At 37.6% G+C, this 20,956-nt stretch carries 13 protein-coding genes; 2 read left to right on the top strand and 11 right to left on the bottom strand.

Annotated features, from left to right (window positions below; all coding sequences use genetic code 11):
* Positions 1-35: 35 nt before the first annotated feature.
* Both BC008_RS13370 and BC008_RS13365 read right to left on the bottom strand, forming a co-directional pair.
* Positions 36-3,314, bottom strand: a complete 3,279-nt coding sequence (locus BC008_RS13370; RefSeq protein ID WP_027845296.1) for an NB-ARC domain-containing protein — start codon at positions 3,312-3,314, stop codon at positions 36-38.
* A 26-nt stretch (positions 3,315-3,340) separates the two neighbouring features.
* Complete coding sequence (locus BC008_RS13365; RefSeq protein WP_027845295.1) at positions 3,341-4,309, bottom strand: caspase family protein; 969 nt, start codon at positions 4,307-4,309, stop codon at positions 3,341-3,343.
* A gap of 176 nt (positions 4,310-4,485) precedes the next feature.
* Between BC008_RS13365 and BC008_RS51310 the strand changes: the two genes are divergently transcribed.
* A complete protein-coding gene (locus BC008_RS51310) occupies positions 4,486-6,933 on the top strand; it encodes an NACHT domain-containing protein (RefSeq protein WP_027845294.1) in 2,448 nt (815 codons plus the stop codon).
* A 35-nt stretch (positions 6,934-6,968) separates the two neighbouring features.
* On the opposite strand, the gene BC008_RS13355 is transcribed toward BC008_RS51310, so the two are convergent.
* On the bottom strand, positions 6,969-7,547 hold the full coding sequence (locus BC008_RS13355) for a Uma2 family endonuclease (protein ID WP_027845293.1): 579 nt from the start codon (positions 7,545-7,547) through the stop codon (positions 6,969-6,971).
* A gap of 697 nt (positions 7,548-8,244) precedes the next feature.
* Between BC008_RS13355 and rsgA the strand changes: the two genes are divergently transcribed.
* Complete coding sequence (rsgA, locus tag BC008_RS13350; protein WP_027845292.1) at positions 8,245-9,312, top strand: ribosome small subunit-dependent GTPase A; 1,068 nt, start codon at positions 8,245-8,247, stop codon at positions 9,310-9,312.
* A 63-nt stretch (positions 9,313-9,375) separates the two neighbouring features.
* On the opposite strand, the gene BC008_RS13345 is transcribed toward rsgA, so the two are convergent.
* The 8 genes from BC008_RS13345 to BC008_RS13315 form a co-directional block, all read right to left on the bottom strand.
* On the bottom strand, positions 9,376-10,563 hold the full coding sequence (locus BC008_RS13345; protein ID WP_027845291.1) for a TRC40/GET3/ArsA family transport-energizing ATPase: 1,188 nt from the start codon (positions 10,561-10,563) through the stop codon (positions 9,376-9,378).
* A 38-nt stretch (positions 10,564-10,601) separates the two neighbouring features.
* Positions 10,602-10,991, bottom strand: coding sequence for a DUF2358 domain-containing protein (locus BC008_RS13340; RefSeq protein ID WP_027845290.1), 390 nt, complete (start codon positions 10,989-10,991; stop codon positions 10,602-10,604).
* Positions 10,992-11,274: 283 nt separating this feature from the next.
* Entirely contained in the window at positions 11,275-11,841 is a 567-nt protein-coding gene (locus tag BC008_RS13335; RefSeq protein ID WP_027845447.1) for a hypothetical protein, read from the bottom strand.
* Positions 11,842-12,028: 187 nt separating this feature from the next.
* Positions 12,029-13,051, bottom strand: coding sequence for a phosphodiester glycosidase family protein (locus tag BC008_RS13330; protein ID WP_027845446.1), 1,023 nt, complete (start codon positions 13,049-13,051; stop codon positions 12,029-12,031).
* A gap of 835 nt (positions 13,052-13,886) precedes the next feature.
* Entirely contained in the window at positions 13,887-15,116 is a 1,230-nt protein-coding gene (locus tag BC008_RS13325) for a DUF4912 domain-containing protein (protein WP_027845445.1), read from the bottom strand.
* Between the two features lie 1,111 nt (positions 15,117-16,227).
* On the bottom strand, positions 16,228-17,148 hold the full coding sequence (locus BC008_RS52700) for an SUMF1/EgtB/PvdO family nonheme iron enzyme (RefSeq protein ID WP_063800760.1): 921 nt from the start codon (positions 17,146-17,148) through the stop codon (positions 16,228-16,230).
* Positions 17,149-17,164: 16 nt separating this feature from the next.
* Complete coding sequence (locus BC008_RS49455; RefSeq protein ID WP_161938103.1) at positions 17,165-17,317, bottom strand: hypothetical protein; 153 nt, start codon at positions 17,315-17,317, stop codon at positions 17,165-17,167.
* 462 nt (positions 17,318-17,779) lie between these two features.
* Positions 17,780-20,242, bottom strand: coding sequence for an IMS domain-containing protein (locus BC008_RS13315; RefSeq protein ID WP_027845444.1), 2,463 nt, complete (start codon positions 20,240-20,242; stop codon positions 17,780-17,782).
* Positions 20,243-20,956 lie beyond the last annotated feature (714 nt).

Genomic DNA, 20,956 nt, shown 5'->3' with positions numbered 1-20,956 from the left:
TTTTTTACTCTTTTATTATTGATTTATTTAAGTAATTACCGATTGTGACAGTTAGAGTGCGGAAGATGGGTTTTATCATATGAGCTAGAGATAGCACGCTTGCCATCAGCTGTAATTGCCAAAGCATTTATCCAATCAGTATGCCCGAACAAAAAACTTTGATACTTGTCTTCTTCTTTATGCAAATTCCATAACTTTAAATTGTTATCGTTTGTAGCACAAACAACCCATTTCCCATCTGGTGTCATTGCTATTGCAGTAATTGTCTTAGCTTGAGTTTCCAGAACTCGTTTACATTCCCCATTTTTTAAATCCCATAACCTAAGCGTGCCATCCTTTGAAGCAGAAATAGCTTGTCGACCATCTGCTGTGACAGCTAAATCTGTAATCATATCGCTATGAACTTCGGGAAGGAAATTACATTCCAAATCATTTAAATTTATAAGCCATAAAATGTTATCTGATGCAATGAGAATAGATTCTTCACTATTTGTTATAAAAGCGATGCTAGTGGCTGGAAGGCTTTGATGAATAGTGAGTTTGCATCTGCTATTAGTTTTATGTCTCAGATCCCATACTTTTAGTTTGCCATCCAAGGAAGTTGAGACAGCTTGTTTCCCATCTGGAGTTAAAGCAAGAGCAGTAACTATGTCGTGGTGACCAGTGAGTTCAAGTTCACACTTCCCGCTACCTATATTCCATAATTTGAGAGTTTTGTCCTCAGAAGCAGAGATAGCGATAGCCTGTTTACCATCTGCTGTAACAGCTAAAGCCCTGACTGTATCATTATGTCTTTCAACAGATAATTTGGACTTTTGATTGCTTAAACTCCATAACTTCAAAGTGTAATCATCAGAAGCAGCAATTAAGTCTTCACTGGTAGGAATTATTGCGACGGCGTTTGCCCAATCGCTATCCTTGAGTATGAGTTCACAATTTCTTTGTTTTAAATTCCATAACTTGAGAGTTTTATCTGTTGAACTTGAAACAACTCGCATCTGGTCAGTTAAAAATATTACAGAGCAAATCGAACCTTCATGAGCCTTGAATGTATGTAGACATTCAAAATTTTCCAAGTTCCATAATTTTAAGATTCCTTCTGCTGAACCGGAAATAACTTGTTTGTGTTTCTGGAGTACTGCAACAGTTTGAATTGCACCCTGATGACCTTGGAAAGTACCAATACATTTCCGATTTTCTAAATCCCAAAGTTTTAGAGTTGAGTCAGATGAGGCTGAAATCGCTTGCATTTGTTCGGGAAGCACCGCTAAAGCATTGATAGAAGCTTCATGCGCCCTCAAAGTGTATTTATATTCACGTTTTTCTAAATCCCATAATTTAATATTTCCGTCTGCTGTTCCTGAAATTGCTTGCATTCGTTCAGGTATCAACGCCACAGTATACACAGAACTTGTATTTTCTTTAAAAGTATGTATACATTCCTGTTTTTCTAAGTCCCAGAGTTTAATACTTCCGTCTGCTGCTCCTGAAATTGCTTGCATTCGTTCAGGAATCAACTTCACAGTATAAATAATCGCATTATGACCATCAAGTGTGCATATTTGTTCGCCTGTATTTAGATTCCATAGCTTCAGACTTGTATCAGATGAACCAGAAAGAACATACTTACCATCAGCAGAAACTGCCAAGGTTTTGACATGATCGGAGTGACCAGTAAAGATACGTAATAAAGCAGTGTCAGCTTGGTGAAGGCTAGGAGTAAGAGTACGAAATAGAGGAAAAGGAGGTTTCTGTTGGAGAAGGGTCTCGATCGTAGTAGATGTGTCTCTCATCAAGCGACCCTGTAGTTGACTCCACAATTGTTTGCGATCTTGCTCTAAGATGTGGGCACTGAGTACAAGAGCTTTTTGTATTAAACGTAGTTCTACATCATCTAAAAGATAATTGAAATCAGCAATCAAAGCATAAGTATTTATAATCTCTAATTTTTTCTGTAGCCAGTTAAAATCCAGCAACAGTTCTCGTAAATCTGTCTCACGACCAGCACTAAATAAATGATATGCAAGATACTTAAAGAAATAGCCATCATCCGGAACTGTATGCCAACCATTAGTAGATTTACTCCAATATGCTGCTAAAAACTCCTCATTTAAAGCTTTTAAATCGCTATCGCTAACTAAGCTACGTAAATATTTATATAGTAAATTGTGCATTGAAACTAATTGCTCAGCTGCATTACCGGTTCTTCGCAATAAGTCTTTGCGGGTCAATATTATAATTAAAAAATCCACATCTGGCTCTTCCATATCATGATGAGTTTTTTGCCACAGAGTTGCAAGTGCTGCTTCCGGAATAGATGAGCCTGAAGGAAATATACATAATTCCCGATAGCACTCAGCATATGTTTTATTTTCATCTGCTAAGGCATCGATGCTAATTTTAAGTAATTGATAAATGCTACCACCTGGACGATTCAGACGTTTTAACTTGGTTTCTTGTAAGGCATCCCGCAAACTTTTCCAGCGCATACCGTCTTTTATTTGCGCTCCACAAAGAGATAATGCCAAAGGCAAATAATCACATTGTTTTGCCACTTCTCGTGCCACGTTTGGTAAAGTTTCTACTTCTTGTCCAACCCATTTTGCTAATAGGTCTAATGCCTGTTCGTTGTTGAAAAAATTCAGTTTATACTCCACAGCACCTAAATCAGTGATGATTCTGGCATCACAAGTGGTAAACAAAAGACAACAGCCTTCTCCCAAATCATTAAACGCCTTCACTTGCTCTACACGCGACACATCATCCAAGACAATTAAACAAGCCTTATCTTGCAAGCCTTGAAGTTGCAATTCATGCAGGGAATTCTCTTGTCTCATGTCTAACCAGAATACCCCATCAGAAAATTGCTGTTGCACCTCCTTGTCACGAACTAGTGCAGATGCTAATACTGTTTTACCAATACCAGCCATTCCATGCACACCTACTTTATGAGATGATTGCAAATCAGTCTGTTTTTTTGGTGTAATTAATTGTTTAAGCCTTTCTATTTCTTGAGTACGCCGTATAAAATGAGGTGGTAGATCTGGGTAATATTTTTTATTCGATGTCTTTGGATGCTCCTCTAAAGCTTTAAGGAAAACCTTTCGAATTACCTCAGCATGTATCGTCTGATAAGTAAGATCACCAATGTGAATATCCTTACCCTGCCCAATATTGACAATGGAATTACCATATTGAAACGATATCCTTTCACTACCTTCGTAAGCTTGACGCAGGATTTCAATATCTTCATCGGTTGCAGTACCTGCTGTAAGTTTTTCAAAAATAACCTTAATTTCATCGGGGGTAGGCATTTATTATCCTTGTCACTTTACAGTAGTTATTTGTGATAAACATCACCAATGTGAAGACCGTGAGCTTCATTAATATTAGTAATAAATTTTCCATGCTGGTTTATAACATCAGCAATTTTATTTATCTTTTGCATCGCCTCAGATTTAATTTCATCCCATCCCTTATCGGGTAAACCTTTACCACCCCGCAGTTTTGTAATGACAAAATCTCCTGCATCCATATCAAAATGAGGGGTTTGCTTTGCGTCATATAACTGACGCGCACTTTCTGGTACAACCTTACCCAGATGATTCATGATGTTAGAAACTCGAACTTCTGTATCACCTGGTTTGTTACCCGCACCTTGCAAAGCTTCGAGAAAATGATAAGTGTAGATACTGCTAGAATCATCTTTAATCCAAGATTTTTGCTCGCCTTCCGATGATGTAAAAACGACTCTACCTTTACCTTGTTTCAAATTATCAATTAAGCTTTTGGATGGTGGAACTTCTACAAAACCTTGAGGAAGTTTAAAAGCAGGGGTAGTTTTACCTTCTTTAGATGTTGCCATACCTGCAGCATGACAGCTATCAATTACAACTAATAAACGTTCGGCTTGAATTTGGCGTAATGCATCGGTGAAAGTTTCAGCAGCTAATGCAGATTCTGTTAAGTCGAAAGGATCGATATCATGTTGTATCAGATAGTAGCTATTGTTATTCTCTTCGAGCCAACCATGTCCTGAATAGTAAACAAACACGGTAGCTTGAGAGTCAGAATCTGCTTTTGCTTTTAACCAATTCAGTCCTTCTAAAATACCTTCTTTCGTCGCATCTTGATTATTCAGCACCCGAATATGTTCTTCGTTATCAGGATAAGCACATAGTTCCGGATCGATTAAAGCTGCATAAATTGCTTGAGTATCTTTTACGGTTACTGGTAATGACAAATTACTATAAGCAGATTCCCCGACGCCAATTAATAGTGCATAACCGTGAGTAAATTGTTCGCTCATTTCTGTGTTACTGATTAAGTTTATTTAGTTTTTTGCTCTTTCCAATGCTTTTACCCAGAACTAACTGAGAAGTTACATGACCTATATATAATAAATAATACAAACAGCTAACAGCACTTTTGATTGTTGTCATATCTCCCAACGTTTAGCAAAATGCATGACTTGTGTAGATATCAATGAGTTCTAATGAAGAATTAAGAGCCATTTTTGACCGTATCGCTGATGGGGAAGAAACCGAGGACGATATAAAGACCCTGCGGAGAATTTTGCGCTTGCGTGACGGTTCAATACAAGTGGGTAAGGATATCGTCAATATTGCAGATGGTAGAAATATTCAGATTGGCGATCGCATTTATTACGGTACAGATGCTGAAACTATCAAGGAAGTATTGCATTTAGTTCTGCAAGAAAAGCAAAAAGCTAAACGTCCCCGAAATGAAAAACTGTTGCTCCAAGCAGTGAAAGAAGAAGTTAAAGCCCGACTAAAGGGGTCTTTACACAATGCAGTATTAATAAATTTGGGTAAGGAAGCTCAACCGGAACAAGTAAAATGTCCTTGGAGTTCAGATATTAAAATTGGGAACCGCAAGCGTGAACCTATCCCCCACAGTACCAGTATTTTAGAAGTTTTTGAGCAAGAAGAAATTGCGGATCAGTTACTGATTTTGGGGGATCCTGGTGCTGGGAAAACTACTACAATGTTAGATTTAGCTGAATCTTTGATTGTACGAGCTCAAAAAGAAGCTGATTATCCAATTCCGGTGCTGCTTAATCTCTCCAATTGGAAAGATGACGAACAGTCGATCCATAAATGGTTAGTATTAGAACTAAATTCAAAGTATGGGGTGCGTCAGGATGTTGGTACTAACTGGGTAGATGAGGCTAAATTGCTACCAATGCTTGATGGTTTGGATGAATTAGAATCAATTCGTCAAGAACCATGCGTGCAGAAAATTAATGAATTTTTGCAAAGTGAATCGCGATCGCAGTATTTGGTTGTGTGTAGTCGTCGAGAAGAGTATGAGAAAGTTGTTCGACAACAAATAGAAAATGATGAGCAGGATTTAGAGGAGACTTCACCAAAGCAGGAGACACGCTTACATCTGAATGGAGCTATTGTGCTGCAACCACTTACAGATGAGAAAATAAAAACATATTTAGCGCAATTAAACCAAATAGAATTTTGGGAAACCCTGCAAGATGATGCAGAACTATTAAGACTCCTAAGAAAACCCTTATTTTTGTCGATTTTAGGATTTATTTCCTTTGATAAAAATTTATCTCTTTATGAATGGGGAAAACTGACACCAACTAAAGAACGAATTCAATCCCTTCTCGATGCTTACTGGGAAACTGCTATTGGTAGAGAGCTTGTAACATCACAAATGGAATCGCAGGGACTTAAGAGTCTTAGTTATCGAAATAAAAATCCTCCCAGTAGAAGGAAAACCCGTAAATGGCTAGTTTATTTGGCGCAGCAGTTACAAGAAGAGTCCCAAACTGAGTTTTTGATTGAAGAAATGCAGCCTTATCTTTTTCTTAAAAAAAAGCATCATCAATGGCTGTATTGGTTTCTACTTTTTGCTATTAATACATTATGCGTCGGAATCATTTCTACAAGTGCTTTATTACCATATTTTCAGCCACCTAATAATTTCGTAATTATCCAAAATATCTTTATCGGCTTGTTTGGCGTTTTCATGTTGACAGCAGAAACTAAAGCAGATGGAGTGCGGTTAATAGAATATCCTTGGATTCATCTATTTTGCTGGCTCTTCAAACGAGATTTACCAAAAGAATTTAAGCAGCACGTACCTATAATTCATGATATCGATCTTTCTCAGAAATTAAAGATAAGAATTCCATCACTACAAGAAATTGAAAGATATTTTATATTTCCACTGAAGGGATTGTTCTTAGTTCATTCCAAATTTTCATTGATGCCGATAGTAGTGTTGATGTATGGAACGCATATGATGTCAGCCAAAATAATGTATGTGATTGGAGCAAAAAAGAGAGGATTAAAACAAAGAGAAGATATTGTACAGATAAGTCTAAATGTTAATTCACAAATGAAAGAGTTCCGCCAATCATCTTACTCTCATCATTATTTAATATTTTTATTAACAATCAATTATCTTGAATTTATTGAGCAACAAGGAGGATTTTTACTAAACTTTATATTGAATCTCATAGGAAAAATATTTTCCGTATTTTCCTGTGGATTAATCGCTCCTTTTATCTTTATATCTTTATTTTTAGTCAAGCCAATTGAAAACAGTAATATTCCAAACCAAGGTTTCTACGAAACACTAAAAATTGCATTAATTGTAACCTGGATTCAGGGTTTTTATATTTACTATATTATCTCCTCGAATATAAAACAAAATATTTGGAGTACAGCTATTTCTTTTACTCTTTGGATTTTGCTAAGTTTTAGTTTCTCATCTTTAGCTAAACATCTTTCTCTTCGCACCATTCTTTACTGCAATGGCTACATTCCCTGGAACTACGCCCACTTTCTCGACTATTGCACCGAACGCTTATTTCTCCAACGTATTGGTGGACGCTATCGCTTCATTCACCGACTACTACAAGAGTATTTTGCAGCAATGACTTTGTGAAAATTACCCAGTTATTGTAAATAAAAGTTTATTTTTTATTCCCAAATTTTTTGCATATTAAGTACAAATCCAGATAATACACTTTCCCCCGACAAAGTTTGAGGTAACTTTAAAATCTCAATATCTTGTCCCGGACGATAAATTTCTACTTCCTGTTTTTTGCGATTTATCAACCAACCCAAACGACAACCATTGGCGATATATTCTTGCATTTTGTTTTGAGTTTTCTTCAAACTATCATTAGGTGAAAGTATTTCAATCACAAAGTCAGGACAAAGGGGAATAAATTTTTCTTTTTGTTCTTTACTCAAAGTATCCCAACGAGATTTTTCCACCCAAGAAACATCGGGAGAACGGTCAGCACCTGATGGTAAAGTAAATCCAGTTGATGAATCAAAAACTTCCCCAAGTTGCTTTTGTTCGTTCCATAACCATATCTGAGCATTAATATTGGAGTTAGTTTTTCCTGTTTCTCCTCCCGTAGGTGGCATTATAATTAAATCTCCTTGGGTATTGCGTTCTAGTTTTAAGTCAGGGTTTGCTTGACACAGTTTATAAAATTGCTCTGGGGTGAGCTTAATTACAGAATTTAAGTTTAATGTGAATGATGTCATAGCAGTCTTTCCTATCTTTTTATTGGCGATGAATGCGATCGCTAAAAATCTACCTTTATTTTGTTCTAGATTTTTTAGGACTTACGCACTCGTTAGGAATTTTCATTAGCGGATCCGTAAGGTAGCGGCTCCGTAGGTAGCGCAGCTATAGCTATAGCGTGACCGCAAGGTCATTGGTTTGGGATTGCTATTTCCTAACGGAAACGCTATAGCTGCGCTACGTACCGAGCTGCTAACCTATCGTCGCAATGACTACAATTAAGTTGTCTGTGGGTAAGTCTTATTTTTGTTCTGAGGGGTATCGACATTATCCTTCATCCTGAACGAACGAGGTTTACTGCATTTAAACTTTCTTAATTTCTCATCAAACACATCTTTTTCTGCACGAGCTATACTCGTAATGAGCATGGCTGTAAGTAGTAAGGAGAAGGAATATGACTGAGTCGGTGGTTCGCTTCATAGATCAAACCCTGAAAATACGGCTTACAGAGGTTTCTGCATTTACACAGACTTTCTTGCATTAGACATCCATAGAAAATAAATAATGTAGAGATGTATCATGCTACGTCTCTATCAGGATTTTGTGGGAAACGTATAATTCTTTTCCTGCAGATGTCTTTTGAGTTGCGAATGTAGTCTGAAGTTAAAATACCTCTGTACAGCCATCTCTACAAAAGGCTTTACATAGAGGAAAACAATGAATTTAGAACTACTTGGCTGGAGCAATTGGTTTGCTTCTAGCTTTGAGCAATTGGCTATGGAAGGATATTTTCTGGCTAGAGTTGCTCAAGAATATAAAGGTGGCTATCTTTTATATGCAGAATTTGGTGAAATAGCAGGTGTACTAGCAGGTAAACTTCGACATGAAGCGACATCTTCTCAAAATTTACCAGCAGTGGGTGACTGGGTTGCTGCTACCCAACCAAATAATTCGACTCAAGCAATTATTCACCAAGTTTTACCCCGTAAAAGTAAATTCTCCCGCAAGGTTGCGGGTGCTAAAACACAAGAACAAATGATTGCAACCAATATTGATACGGTATTTCTCGTATGTGGGTTGGATGATAACTTTAACTTGAGACGGATCGAACGCTATTTGGTGCTGACCTGGGAAAGTGGTGCAAATCCAGTCATTATCCTCAATAAAGTGGATCTATGCGAATTTTGGGAACAAAAAGTGCTGGAAGTAGAAGCGATCGCTCCAGGAGTTCCAATTATTGCAATCAGTGCTATTACTTTGCATGAACGAGGATTGGAAATATTGCAACCTTACCTACAGCTTGGACAAACCATAGTTTTACTTGGTTCTTCGGGTGTGGGTAAATCAACTCTAACCAATCAAATTATTGGAAAAGAGGTTCATGTGGTGCAGACAGTGCGTCAAGGTGACAGCAAAGGTCGACATACTACCACTAGTAGTGAGTTACTTTGTTTACCTTCTGGAGCATTATTAATAGATACACCAGGAATGCGAGAACTCCAATTGTGGGATGTACAAGACGGTTTGCAAGAAACCTTTGCAGACATTGAAACACTCGCGGAGCAATGTCGTTTTCGCGACTGTCAACATCAACATGAACCGGGTTGTGCTGTTCGAGAAGCACTTGCAGAAGGAATTTTAGACCAGAAGCGTTTTCTGAATTACCAAAAACTGCAAAAGGAAAAAAATTACCTCGCCAGAAAGCAAAATCAGAGAGAATCTCTCAACACCAAAGCCAGATGGAAGCAGAGAACTAAAGCAATACGAAACCATCACAAACGGTGAAGTCAGTTATCAGTGAACAGTTAACAATAATCAAAAAACTGATAACTGACAACTGATAACTGATTAAACCTTCGCAGGTTCAGCAAAGCGGATTTTCAGATAATCTTCTTCCATTTTTGCTCCTGCAGGTTGTAGTGCAGCTAAAGCCTGGGGTAGAACTAAATTGCGTCGATGATTACCAATAGTAATATTTAATTCATCGGCGCTTTTACTCAATTGCACTTGCTCTTTGGGAATCCCAGGTAAGTATAATTCCAAAGTATATTGTTCGTTATTTTGCACAACTCTGATAGTAGTTTCTTTGTAATAAACTTGGGTGGGATCTTCTTCTTTATAAAGAGTTTCTTTGAGTCTTTCTAAAGCAGCCATACCACACATCTCTTCCGAGAATAGAGGAACTTCTTTCACCGGTAAAGGAAGGAAGTTATCGTGAATTTCCTGACGATAATGTTGCTGATTTGCTTTCCAACGTTGGAAAAATGGGTCTTGAACTTCGTCAGGAATAATCCGATTTGCAATCACTAAATCTGTTGCTACATTGTATAAACTTAAATAAGCATGGGCGCGCAATGATTCTTTGATGACCATTTTTTCTGGGTTTGCAACCAGACGTACTGAAGTTTGATTGTTATCTGTTAACACTTTTTCTAGTGCTTCAATTTGCTCGTAAAATTCATAAGGAGCATCCATAACTTCTTTATCTGGTAGGGAAAACCCAGCAATCGGTTTAAACAAAGGTTCAACCAAAGGTCTGAGTGCTACCGAAATATTTTGGAATGGTTTGTAGAAACGGCGCATGTACCAACCGCCAACTTCCGGTAAACTTAATAGCCGCAACGCCGTACCTGTAGGAGCGGAATCAATAATTAGTACATCAAAATCACCTTCATCATAATGACGCTTCATTCTTACCAAGCCGAAGATTTCATCCATTCCCGGTAAGATTGCTAATTCTTCCGCTTGTACCCCTTCTAGACCCCTTGCTTGTAAAACTTGGGTAATATAACGCTTTACAGAACCCCAGTTTCCTTCTAATTCTTGCAATGCATCTAATTCCGCGCCCCATAAGTTGGGGCGAACTTGCTTGGGTTCATGTCCTAGTTCAATATCAAAACTATCTGCTAAGGAATGAGCCGGATCCGTACTTAAAACCAACGTTCGATAGCCAAGTTCCGCACAACGAAGTCCAGTCGCAGCAGCAACGGAGGTCTTACCCACTCCTCCTTTACCAGTCATCAGAATTACGCGCATGAATAATTTGCCTGAGATATCGTTTACATTTATTTACATTATCGACTGTTTAAGGAAAAGAAATGCTGTTTTAGTACATCAAAACGCGAACAATACCAATAATCAATATGAGAAACGATTAAATTTTCCGAATTTGTCTTTAATTCACTCCAGCCAGAAATTGAAATTCGGGGTTTCCAAGGTAGGGGAGTATTCCAGCTTAAAGTCCACTCAGTTTTAATAAAATCTTTCTCTTGGCGGATGCCATGTACGTCCATTTTGATATTTAAAAACCAAGTTTGAATAAACTGAATCATTTTTTTATAGCGTTCAAGACCGCGAAACTTGGTCATCGGATCTTGAAAATAAACATTATCAGCGTAGATGCTATAAGTTTGATCTACAGGAAATTTTTTGTAATCTGCTTTGAGGGTTTCAATGATGTCCATGATTTTGGGGATAGGGGATTGGCGACTGGGGATAGCACTGCATGCCCCCGCGACTGGAGCTTGGCTATAGGGGATTAGGGATTGTGACGCGACAGCGTCATATGATAATGAGTAATTGATCGCTGTTAAGTAAGTAGGCAAGAAAAAAGTAAACTATGTAAAGAAATATAAAATACTCGTATTTGGCTCGTAGTAGCGCTTTAGCGCTAAAGCGCTATTACAAACAAGTTATGATTTTTCTTACTAACCTACTTAACTGTTAACTGTTAACTGACAACTGATTTCAATCCACATCGTTCCAAAGTTGTTCTAATCGACGTCGCCAAGCCCCCAATACTTGTTCTCGTTCCTGTGAAGTTTGTTCTCGATCACCCATCAAACCTTCAGCATAAAACCGATCTAAGGTTTGCATTGTTGCTTCTAACGACTGTCCTTGAATTTTTGCAGTTGCAATAATTCGCCGGATACGGCTTTCAATCAGATTATTGAAAACATCATTTATACCAGCCTGCTGCAAAGAAACAAGACGCGTAACAGCACTCTTAAAATCTTCAACAGTCAAACTTTCCCTGGTGTGCTGAAAAACTCCCCAAATTACACCTTGATTTAAGGCGTAACGAACTTCCTGGGTATCATCGAAGTTTGCTTCTAAAAATTGTTCTAAAAAAGGCTGTGCTTCCTGAAATGTCAAAATCGGTAACAGTAGTCGCAACCAACTTTCATCTTCAGAAAGCAAAACCAATAGGCGAAAACTAGGCATTTCTACTTGCCAAGAGCCGCGTTCAACTACATTGACTGTAGTTGTACCAAATAACTCTTTGAGAGTATCCGTAATTTCTGAAGGTGTCATATGATGCTTACTTGTTCCTACCTCCAGACTATCGTTAAAATTAACCTATTTATCATCTTTATCTTTTTAAAAGTTATACAGTAAACTCAAAATTCAGGGCTTCAGTGATGGGATAAAGTAAACAGAAAACAGAGAAAATAAATAACAATTAACTCCATCGCCTATCACCTATCATCAGTCATTCAGCCTAACTGTTTCTTTTATAAATCAAAAATACTGAACCAATTGGACCCAGATTTTCTAGGTAAACTTTATTGTTGTAATAAAGTCCTGGAGACATTCCACCATCAAATAGCATTCCCTCTTGAATCTTGCCTAAACAGTTATTACGAGCAATACCTTTTAAAACATCATCAAACATATGAGGTAGAAGTTCTCGATTCGATGAGGATATTTCAATGGATGAATTTGCTTTAGCATCGTTTACTAACAAAATGACATAGCCTTTATTAGTAATCGCAGCCATCGAGCGATTTATTGCTCCCTTACAAGCTAGTTCCCCTAAAGCCTGACAAATATCTTTAAATCTACCGTTAATGTAAAATCTGCCATTTCCCCCAACTACATTGTAATTTAAACTTTCACTGTTTCTTCTACCAACTTTTATCGTTGCTCTTCTCTGGCTTGGCTTCCCCCCTGAAATTCCAAAGGAAGAACGTTTATTTTTAAATGCTCCAGAATATTCTACTCCCCGGGAGATGTTTAATCCTTGGGGTTTATTTTCAGTATCAATATAGTCAGCATTAATAGCTGCTAGAGGTAATCTTCCATTTAATTTGGCGTTTTCCTCATTGACAAGCTCATAAAATAATTTGGGTACATATTCTTTCTTAATTTTACCGTGATTAGTTTTGCTATAAATTTTATGGTTTAAACCAACATTAACTTTAAAATCTAATTCCTCAGACTTGGGATTTAAAATAATTACATGATTAATTCCTTTCTCATATTGCTCGCCCAAATTATTGGTTTTTATGAAGGCAATGCTAGAATTTTTATCCTTACCAAAACAATATTCTTTTGAATCTTTTTCTTGAATTTCTTCTTGATTATTTTCTTGATTGCTTTCTATCACTTCTGTTTCAATCGGAGCTTTTTGAATCCCTTGACTGTCAGCAATTTCAATATTTTCAATATTTTTACAACCTGTAAATAAATTTAGGATAACTGCTGTTATCAACCATGAATAAAATATATTTTGCTTAGACATATATTAATTTTACTGAGAGATTAATCTAAAGATTTAGTTATTGCACAGAGGTTTAGCATTTTAAGTATCTACACGATCTATGGATGATAATACTAATTGAGAAATTTCTAAATAAAAAAATATACTTATTTATTCAAGAAGGCGTAGGTCGATGTGCTGTTACAGGTAAAAATTATCTTATTGTCAGTTTCTCTGTGGAAATCCAAGTCTTGAGGCTCTGATTTAACGAAGGAAGAAGGAAGGAGGAAGAAGGAACCCCATTAATAAATTAAGGGGATTTGATAAGGAAAAAGTTTATATTTCTCCAGAGGCGAAGCCGTCGCCGCAGGCTCTTAATAGAATTAAGGGGCTTGTATCCCTTTTGGTCGTAAGAAAGAAGGATTAATTTACATACAAATTTATTACACTTCTTCCTTCTTCCCTCTTCCCTCTTCCTTCCGACGTAGTCGGTCATGTTCTCTTAATTACTTATTATTAAATCTGCAGGGGAGAAAGGAACAGTGATGCATCAGCAAAACGTCTCCCTAAGCGAGAACCCAAAGCCCCCCGTCCGGCGTAGCCACCCTGCAGGGTGGGAATACGCACCAAGAGAGGGCAAAAAGGAAGAAAGAGTTTCCAGTTTTTCGCACATGTATAGGAATTATAAGTATTTACCGAACTCTTTACTTGCGTATAACACCACAGTATTTTCTATTCTTATGTAGAAAAATGTGAGAAAACAAAAACCGCTACAAAATATTCTGTAGCGGTTTGAAAATAAAGTTCAATATCTGAATTTTTGTTAATCTGAAATCTCAAATTTTAAATCTCAAATCTCACATTCCTTCAGCAAAAATTAGGAAAACCATTCTAAAACAGCTTCTTCCTTAGTATTGGTGTGACGCGAGGGTGTTTCACGATTGAACTTCATGTGAATTGAACGGGTTTGTTCACCATCAACTGCAACAGCTTTAATTGGATAGTCAATTAAACCGTCTTGGAAGGACATCTGGAAGCGGAAAGTTCCGTCGGGATTGAGTTGAATTTGGCGATCACCAATGGTTACTGTAGCATCAGGTTCGGTAGCACCGTAAACAATCAACTCCGCATCAGCAATTAACCAGAACTTGCGGGGACGAACTGGTGGTGCAGAAGCAGAAAAACCAACACCAGACATATTTAAGCCTGATACATTAGGCTGCGCCCACATACCAACGCCGGAGGGGAAGATGTAGGAACTAATTGCTTGCTCTGGAGCCATTGAGCCAGGTACGTGGTGCATAGAACCAAAGATAGAACCAGCAACTCGCATTGCTTCAGCAGATTCTGCCATACCAAAGATTTGGTCGTAAATCTGGTTACCGGTAGTAACACCAGGTTCTGGTTGTTTCTTGGAAGGAGGTACGAGTTCGTATTTAGTCTGACCGCGTAAATCTTCTTCGAAGTCAACGGTAATGAAAATATCTTCAATCCAGTCGGAGGGATAAACAGGAGGAGTGTGGACTGTTGCAGAACGAGCCAATACTAACCAGCGACCGTCAGCACAACGATAACCAATGTCAATCACATAATCGCGATCGCTTACTGGAATAGGTATGTACCATTCTCTCGCTAACTCATCAGAAGGATATTCCTGAATGCTGTGGGGGCTTTGGTGTTCTAAGTCGATGTCGGTAACATCATAAATTCTTAGGGCGAGTTGTTGTCCTCCCTGTCTTCTCAATTCTTCTTTATGCTCGTTGGGTACATCCCAGTAAGCATAAGCCCATTGAGGATCGCGAGGCATTAAAACAATTCGACTTTCGCCGTAACCTGCGGGTAAATCGTTTAGTCCTTCATCAACATCAGCAAGGTTACCACCAGTGCGATCTACTTGACCCAACTCAAATTTTGCTGCTTCCACGGTTTCTTGTGCCTCCGGCGAACGAGATTGATTAACAGAAATCTTTTTGCGTTCTACTTCTTGAACTGCTGCTAATAGCTGCGCTTTTCGCATCCTGCTGTAGCGGGAGACGCCATATTCACTGGCAACTCTACGTAGTTGCCTCAATGTCATCTCTTCTAATGGTGGGCGTTCTTTTGCCATGAATTCGGTCTCCAGTATTTTAGGAACGGTAAATTCGTTATTATTTACCCCAGTTCAGCATACTTCGATAGATTTTCCATCTATCTCAGATAAACTCTCGATTTGACGAATCCTGGTTTTTTATGTGCTTATTTTAGATAGGCTTATAAATCGGCAAACTTTTAAACTAGGTGTCTAAAGTTACTAAGTATTAGGTGCCATCCAACCTGTTTGCGGTTTCTTAACTAGAGATTAATCGCCCCCATATCTCCTTTCATCAACCATCTTTAGTGCGAACAGGAGTAGAGTTTGTATATTTTCTCGGTTAAGGATTTACTCTTTTGTGATTCCTACTGATGCCAAAATTAGCACTTCACTTTCAGGAACGGAGTAAAACTGTCGTTAAATAAATATTAACCAGCAATGCCACCGAGGGATCAAGGGGGTTGAGGAGTCTTTTTGACTCCTTGAACGGACTTATAAGCCCTTGAGGGATTGTTAAGTCATCAAATCATGACATTTTATCCCTTGAAAGCTGACTAAACACCCCTGAATAGCTTAATTTGTCATGATTGCATGACAATAATAGTAATACTGCGGTTGCGAGGGCGGAATCACCTAGTATTTACCAGTGATGAGATGGCGATCGCGCTACTTTATTATTTGATGATATATTTGCCGCATTAATAGCAGTAATAATACTAACTAATGTATTAACGAGGTATAAAAAATACTTGTAATTTGAGTCGCCTAATTTAACCTAGTACTGTCAAAACTGGAAATTTAAAAATCGATAGCTTATTTTCTGCAAAAAAATCGAGTCGCTAGACAGGGGCAATAAGGAAAAAAGAAAGGAATGTAAAGGAAAACCTAGAGGCATAAAATACTACAAAAAATCATTCCCAAACGCGCAGACTACACGAAAACTGAAGTCGCCGTTGGATTTGTCGCGCCCAACAGATCTATTGACGTTGAGGCGGAACGCGGAACGGCAGTAATTAGGATAGTAGATCCAGGAACCGCCCCGCAGTACGGCACGACCTGTTACCCGAGAAAAATTATTATTCTCACTTAGCCAAGCACTACCATCTGTCGGCGCACCATTATAGTCTAAATGCCAATCATCAAGACACTATTCCCAAACGTTACCGTGCATATCGTATAGCCCAAAGGCATTAGACACAAAGCTACCCACAGGAGTTGTTCCTTGTCCAACAAAGGGAATTAATGATAATAATGATGCCTCAATGTTAGGCTGACAGCTTGCCAACTCAGTTGTAATTGTTTCGCCAAAGTTAAATGGAGTAGTTGTGCCTGCCCTACAAGCATATTCCCATTGTGCTTCACTGGGAAGAGAATATTGTCTTCCAGTATGATTTGACAGTCTGGCACAAAATTCAACAGCGTCATACCAGGAAACTTGTTCTACTGGTCTGTTATCACCTTTGAAATGAGAAGAATCTGGTTTTAAATCGCAGTTAACTCTGGGTAATCCTGCTACGGCTTTCCATTGTTTTTGAGTTACAGGATGTTTACCCATCCAGAATGATGGAACTCTTACTTCGCGTTGTGGGCGTTCCGAATCACCGCTACCTTCTTCCGTTTTTGGTGCACCCATTATAAAACTACCACCAGGAATCCAAACCATTTCTAAAGAAATTTGATTCCCCAGTTTTTCAGTAAAATATTGATTTCCGTGGTAATGATAATTAATTGATTTTGTTTCTTTTGTGATGGTTGCAAATTTAAATGTAAAAGTATTTATTTGAGGAGAATTTTCAGCTTTCCCTAATACTTTCGAAGATTCTGTGACAGGTTGATAATTATTGATTTGGGGGAAGTTTTCAGGTATTTCTGGGACTTTTAGAGATTCTGTAATGGGTTGATTCTTTTGAGAATATTGTGTATTAGATTTTGGATTTTGATTATTATTTTGCGTTAATAAATTATTATATTTTCTCTGTACTTCTTGCAATTGAGGATTACCACTATTTTGTTTAATTGCACCAGAAATCAGTTCTGTTAATCGACCTTGTGCCTCAAAAACTTTCACTAAGTTAAAAGCGATCTCAATTTAAATCTTCACCCCCAGCCATTTCATGTAAGTTCTCACCAAATCGATCTTGTAGCATTATCGCTAATTTAGTTTCAGTGAAAAAAGCACTGCATAATGCTTCTCTTATTTGTTTGAGGAGATAACCAGGAACTTTTACATAATTCATTGATAGCTACTTGAATATCTATAAAAATATCAATTACTACTGTAACTGTATTTAAGTAACTACATTACTTTGAACAAAATTTTCACAAACTTTGCTTTCGAGTTTTATATTCTGATTATCTGAAAAGCTTTTGAAAAATAGTTTTTGTGTAATTATTACAATTATTCTTGTTTTTTAAACCGATATTGACCCTTGTAAAGAATTTTCAAATTGAATCGCTACTATAACTTCATTAAAAACTCTTTGAAACATATCTTGGTCATTTAATATTTGTTTTTAGCCTAAACAAGTAGGTGATAAAAACAGGTGTTTATTTCCCTCACAGTCATCCCATCCATTTTTTAATTCTATCCGTTGCTCAATCTGTCCACATTTACAACGAACCACTAAAGAAATGTTATTAGAAAATTTATTAGTTACTTTTTTCTAAATTATTGATAACCAAATCATAAAATACATTAATCAATCATTCTTGCTCACAGTACTAAGCACTGACATCTCTTGAATTCGCCATGCATTATTGACCTTTACCAAATCATATTTAACACGGATAGTTTCGTTGTAAGACTGTCGGTTATTGATTTGACCGTTTTGATAAAACTTGGCTGCTTCGGTCACCGATGCAACGACACTAGCATTCTTTTCATCAATAGGAGTGACTTTTAAACTAGTTGAATCTAATCTGTGTTGGAACATTCGATAGCGATTCGCTGCTTTCTCCTGACGCACGATTCTTTCCCATTGCGACAACGACTGACCAGTCAAAGCTTGTCTTAAACTATCAATATCGTGTCTTTGTCCCAAAGCACGGGTTTTTGCAAGTAACCAATTACGAATTACAGTTTCAGCAGTACTTTCGCTAAAATCTGGTGACTTGGGTTCCTCGTTTAAACGGGGAATTTCTACAGGTGGTTGATTAATTGCAATTGCTAACTGTTCTTCTGGTTTAGCTGTTGGTGGAGGCAAAATCTTTTTTATCCATCCCAAAGCAGTACTTCCCAACAAGAAAATTAAAGCTACTCCAGCAACCGAAGCTAATAGCAATCTAATTCGGCGATCTATCCCAACCGAAATGTAACCAGAATTTGGTCTTTGCAAATTACCCTGATGGATATTTCCTTGGTGAGTATCTGAGGTGCGGGAATTAGTTCGAGTACGCTGACGCCTGGATGTTGCAGTTGCTCCAGAATTTGTATTCTTTGAACTGTTTAAATGCGAACCGTTTAAGTGGGAACCATTTAAATGTGAACCGGAAATGTTTGAATTTGATTGAGTTTCCCGACTAAATCGCTCTCGAGTATCTGTAGGTACAGATGTTCTGTGTATGTTACCGTTGCCGTTATTTGTCTGTAATGATTTTCTTGAAGAATTGGAAGAATAAGAATTAGAAGAATAAGAATAATCTTGTCTTTTTGAATTTTGATGTTCGGAAAATCTCTGGCGATCAGAGTTATTAATCTCCTGGGATTGTCGATAATTTACATTTCTACTATTGGGACCTTGAGAAGTATTTGCTCGTGCAGTTTTATGGGTTGAATTTTGATATGTGGAATTTTGATGTTGAGAATTTTGATATTGAGGATTTTGGTGTTGAGAATTTTGATTATTAAGCTTCCACTCTTTTCTTACTTCTCGTTCCACAGGTAAAGCTTCCAAATAAGCTTGCACTTGTGAATCAGCAAAATAATCTTTCAGGGAAAACTGTTGTGTTACTAGGTCGCGAAAATGGGCAAACACTTCATTTTGTAACCATCGCTCGCTGTAAAGACAAAGCCCTGGTAACAAGTCAGGAGAGTTTTGGGAATTCTCGCGGATAAAAGCTAAAGCTTCATACTCTTGAGAAAGTTCTAAAGCATAAATTGCTTCTTCTGTTTGTCCCAATAATAAAGCACATAGAGATTGCTCCAAATGCACATCTTGACGCTTTCCCAAACTCATCAGCATTTTCTTTCCTTGACGAATCAATGCTGGTTGACGTTGGGCAAATCCGCGTGCTATCAAAGCATAAACAGCTAAGTAAGTTGCTACTGCAGAAGGACGCCTACTTTCGGCCTCAAATATTTTTTGTTGTTCGGCAGCCGTTAAATAATGACGTAACTGCTGAATAAAACGTAGGAAATCATCAATATTTAATCCAGATCTATCATCCCCATCGCCGTCTATTCCGTGACGTTGCTCTAAAACCTCTTCTAATAACCGCAAACCCTGCTGTCTTTCGGCTTTTTTCTCTAAAGGTAAAGCTAGTAACTCCAGAATTCGATAGGGACATAACCGGTCGAGATCCGATTGAATTTCCGCTTGAATGTTAGGGAACATATTTTCCCGATACAGAAGTTCTCTACCTGTTTCTAAAGAAGTCGCAGCATTTTCATGATTACCTTGTTGCCATTCTTCCCGACCTAATTCCAAACAAGCAAGAGCAACAGTGAGGACAATATCAGGACGTTCACCGGGATCGAATCTGGGTGTATCTTGAGTTAATTGTCTATCTAAAGCTTGGGATACTGAATTGTTAGTTATATAAGGACTACCCAACTTTAAAACAAGTTCGTATTCTCCTAACTCTTGAAGAATCAATAAAGCACCTACGAGTTCATCTTCGGCAATTTCTATATTTAAAGATTGAGGTTCTGTATTGCCAATATTATTTTGTAGCCGTTCCTCAACAGCCACTGTACCGTCGGTTGTATCATCCGGATAATATGAATTTGATAGATATAGTCGATCGTAGGCTTTACGATCTTTCGGATTAGATAAAACCACGTAAGCTTCTTCTATGAGTTGTTTGCGAGAATCTATTGCTGCTTGGGAGTATTCGCGACGTGGTAATCCGACCATACGATCGCTATAAGCTTGCCGCAACTGTTCCTCACTTGCCGCCAATGGTAGTCCTAAAATTCGGTAGTAATCTAGCGGAATTCGCACAGCCTATTTCCCCTGCAGCGCGATCGACATAAAAAATTTACCTATAGTCTTTTTGGTTTATAAAAATTTACTTTGTTACGCCGTGCCACAATAATAACGCTTTACCCACGTATCACAAGTATTTACTGTAACAACCTCATATTCATTGCTACTTGAAAAATAATTAATCTGGATAGTACGTGGAAGCCTTATGTAATGGTGTATGGCGTTCATTTATCTAGATATTTTATTTATAAAAAACTGTGGTTACATAACTTTCTTCGAGAATTTCATAATTTCATAATTTCATAATATTTACCTCCTGCAGTTTTTCAGCTTACGGTATAAATAATGCACTTACATAAGTATGGTTATATATTTTTGAGTTGATAGATATCTAGATTTCAACTGTGAAGCTGAAGCTTGATATAGCGTACTTTTAACTCAGGGAACATCAGGATAAGTTTACATAATTAAAGCTGATGCTATGAGAAACAAATATTACCATTTAATGAAGTGCTGCGCAATCACCTAGAGAGGTATCTAAATTTTTGCTAGTATTTTTAAGGCTTTTAGTCTCTGAAGCTCTGAGGGTTTGAGGTTTTTGGGAAGGCAAGATTGAAATTTTAATATACACGATTTAAGTTTTATGACTTGAATCTGCCTATTCAAGCTTGATTACTTGTTGCTTAAATTTATAGGTAGTTCAAATTTATAGCTTCAAAGGTTGACTTA

The organism is Mastigocoleus testarum BC008 (assembly GCF_001456025.1).
GTDB classification, from domain to species: Bacteria; Cyanobacteriota; Cyanobacteriia; order Cyanobacteriales; family Nostocaceae; genus Mastigocoleus; species Mastigocoleus testarum.
This window is presented reverse-complemented; position numbering and strand designations above follow the sequence as displayed.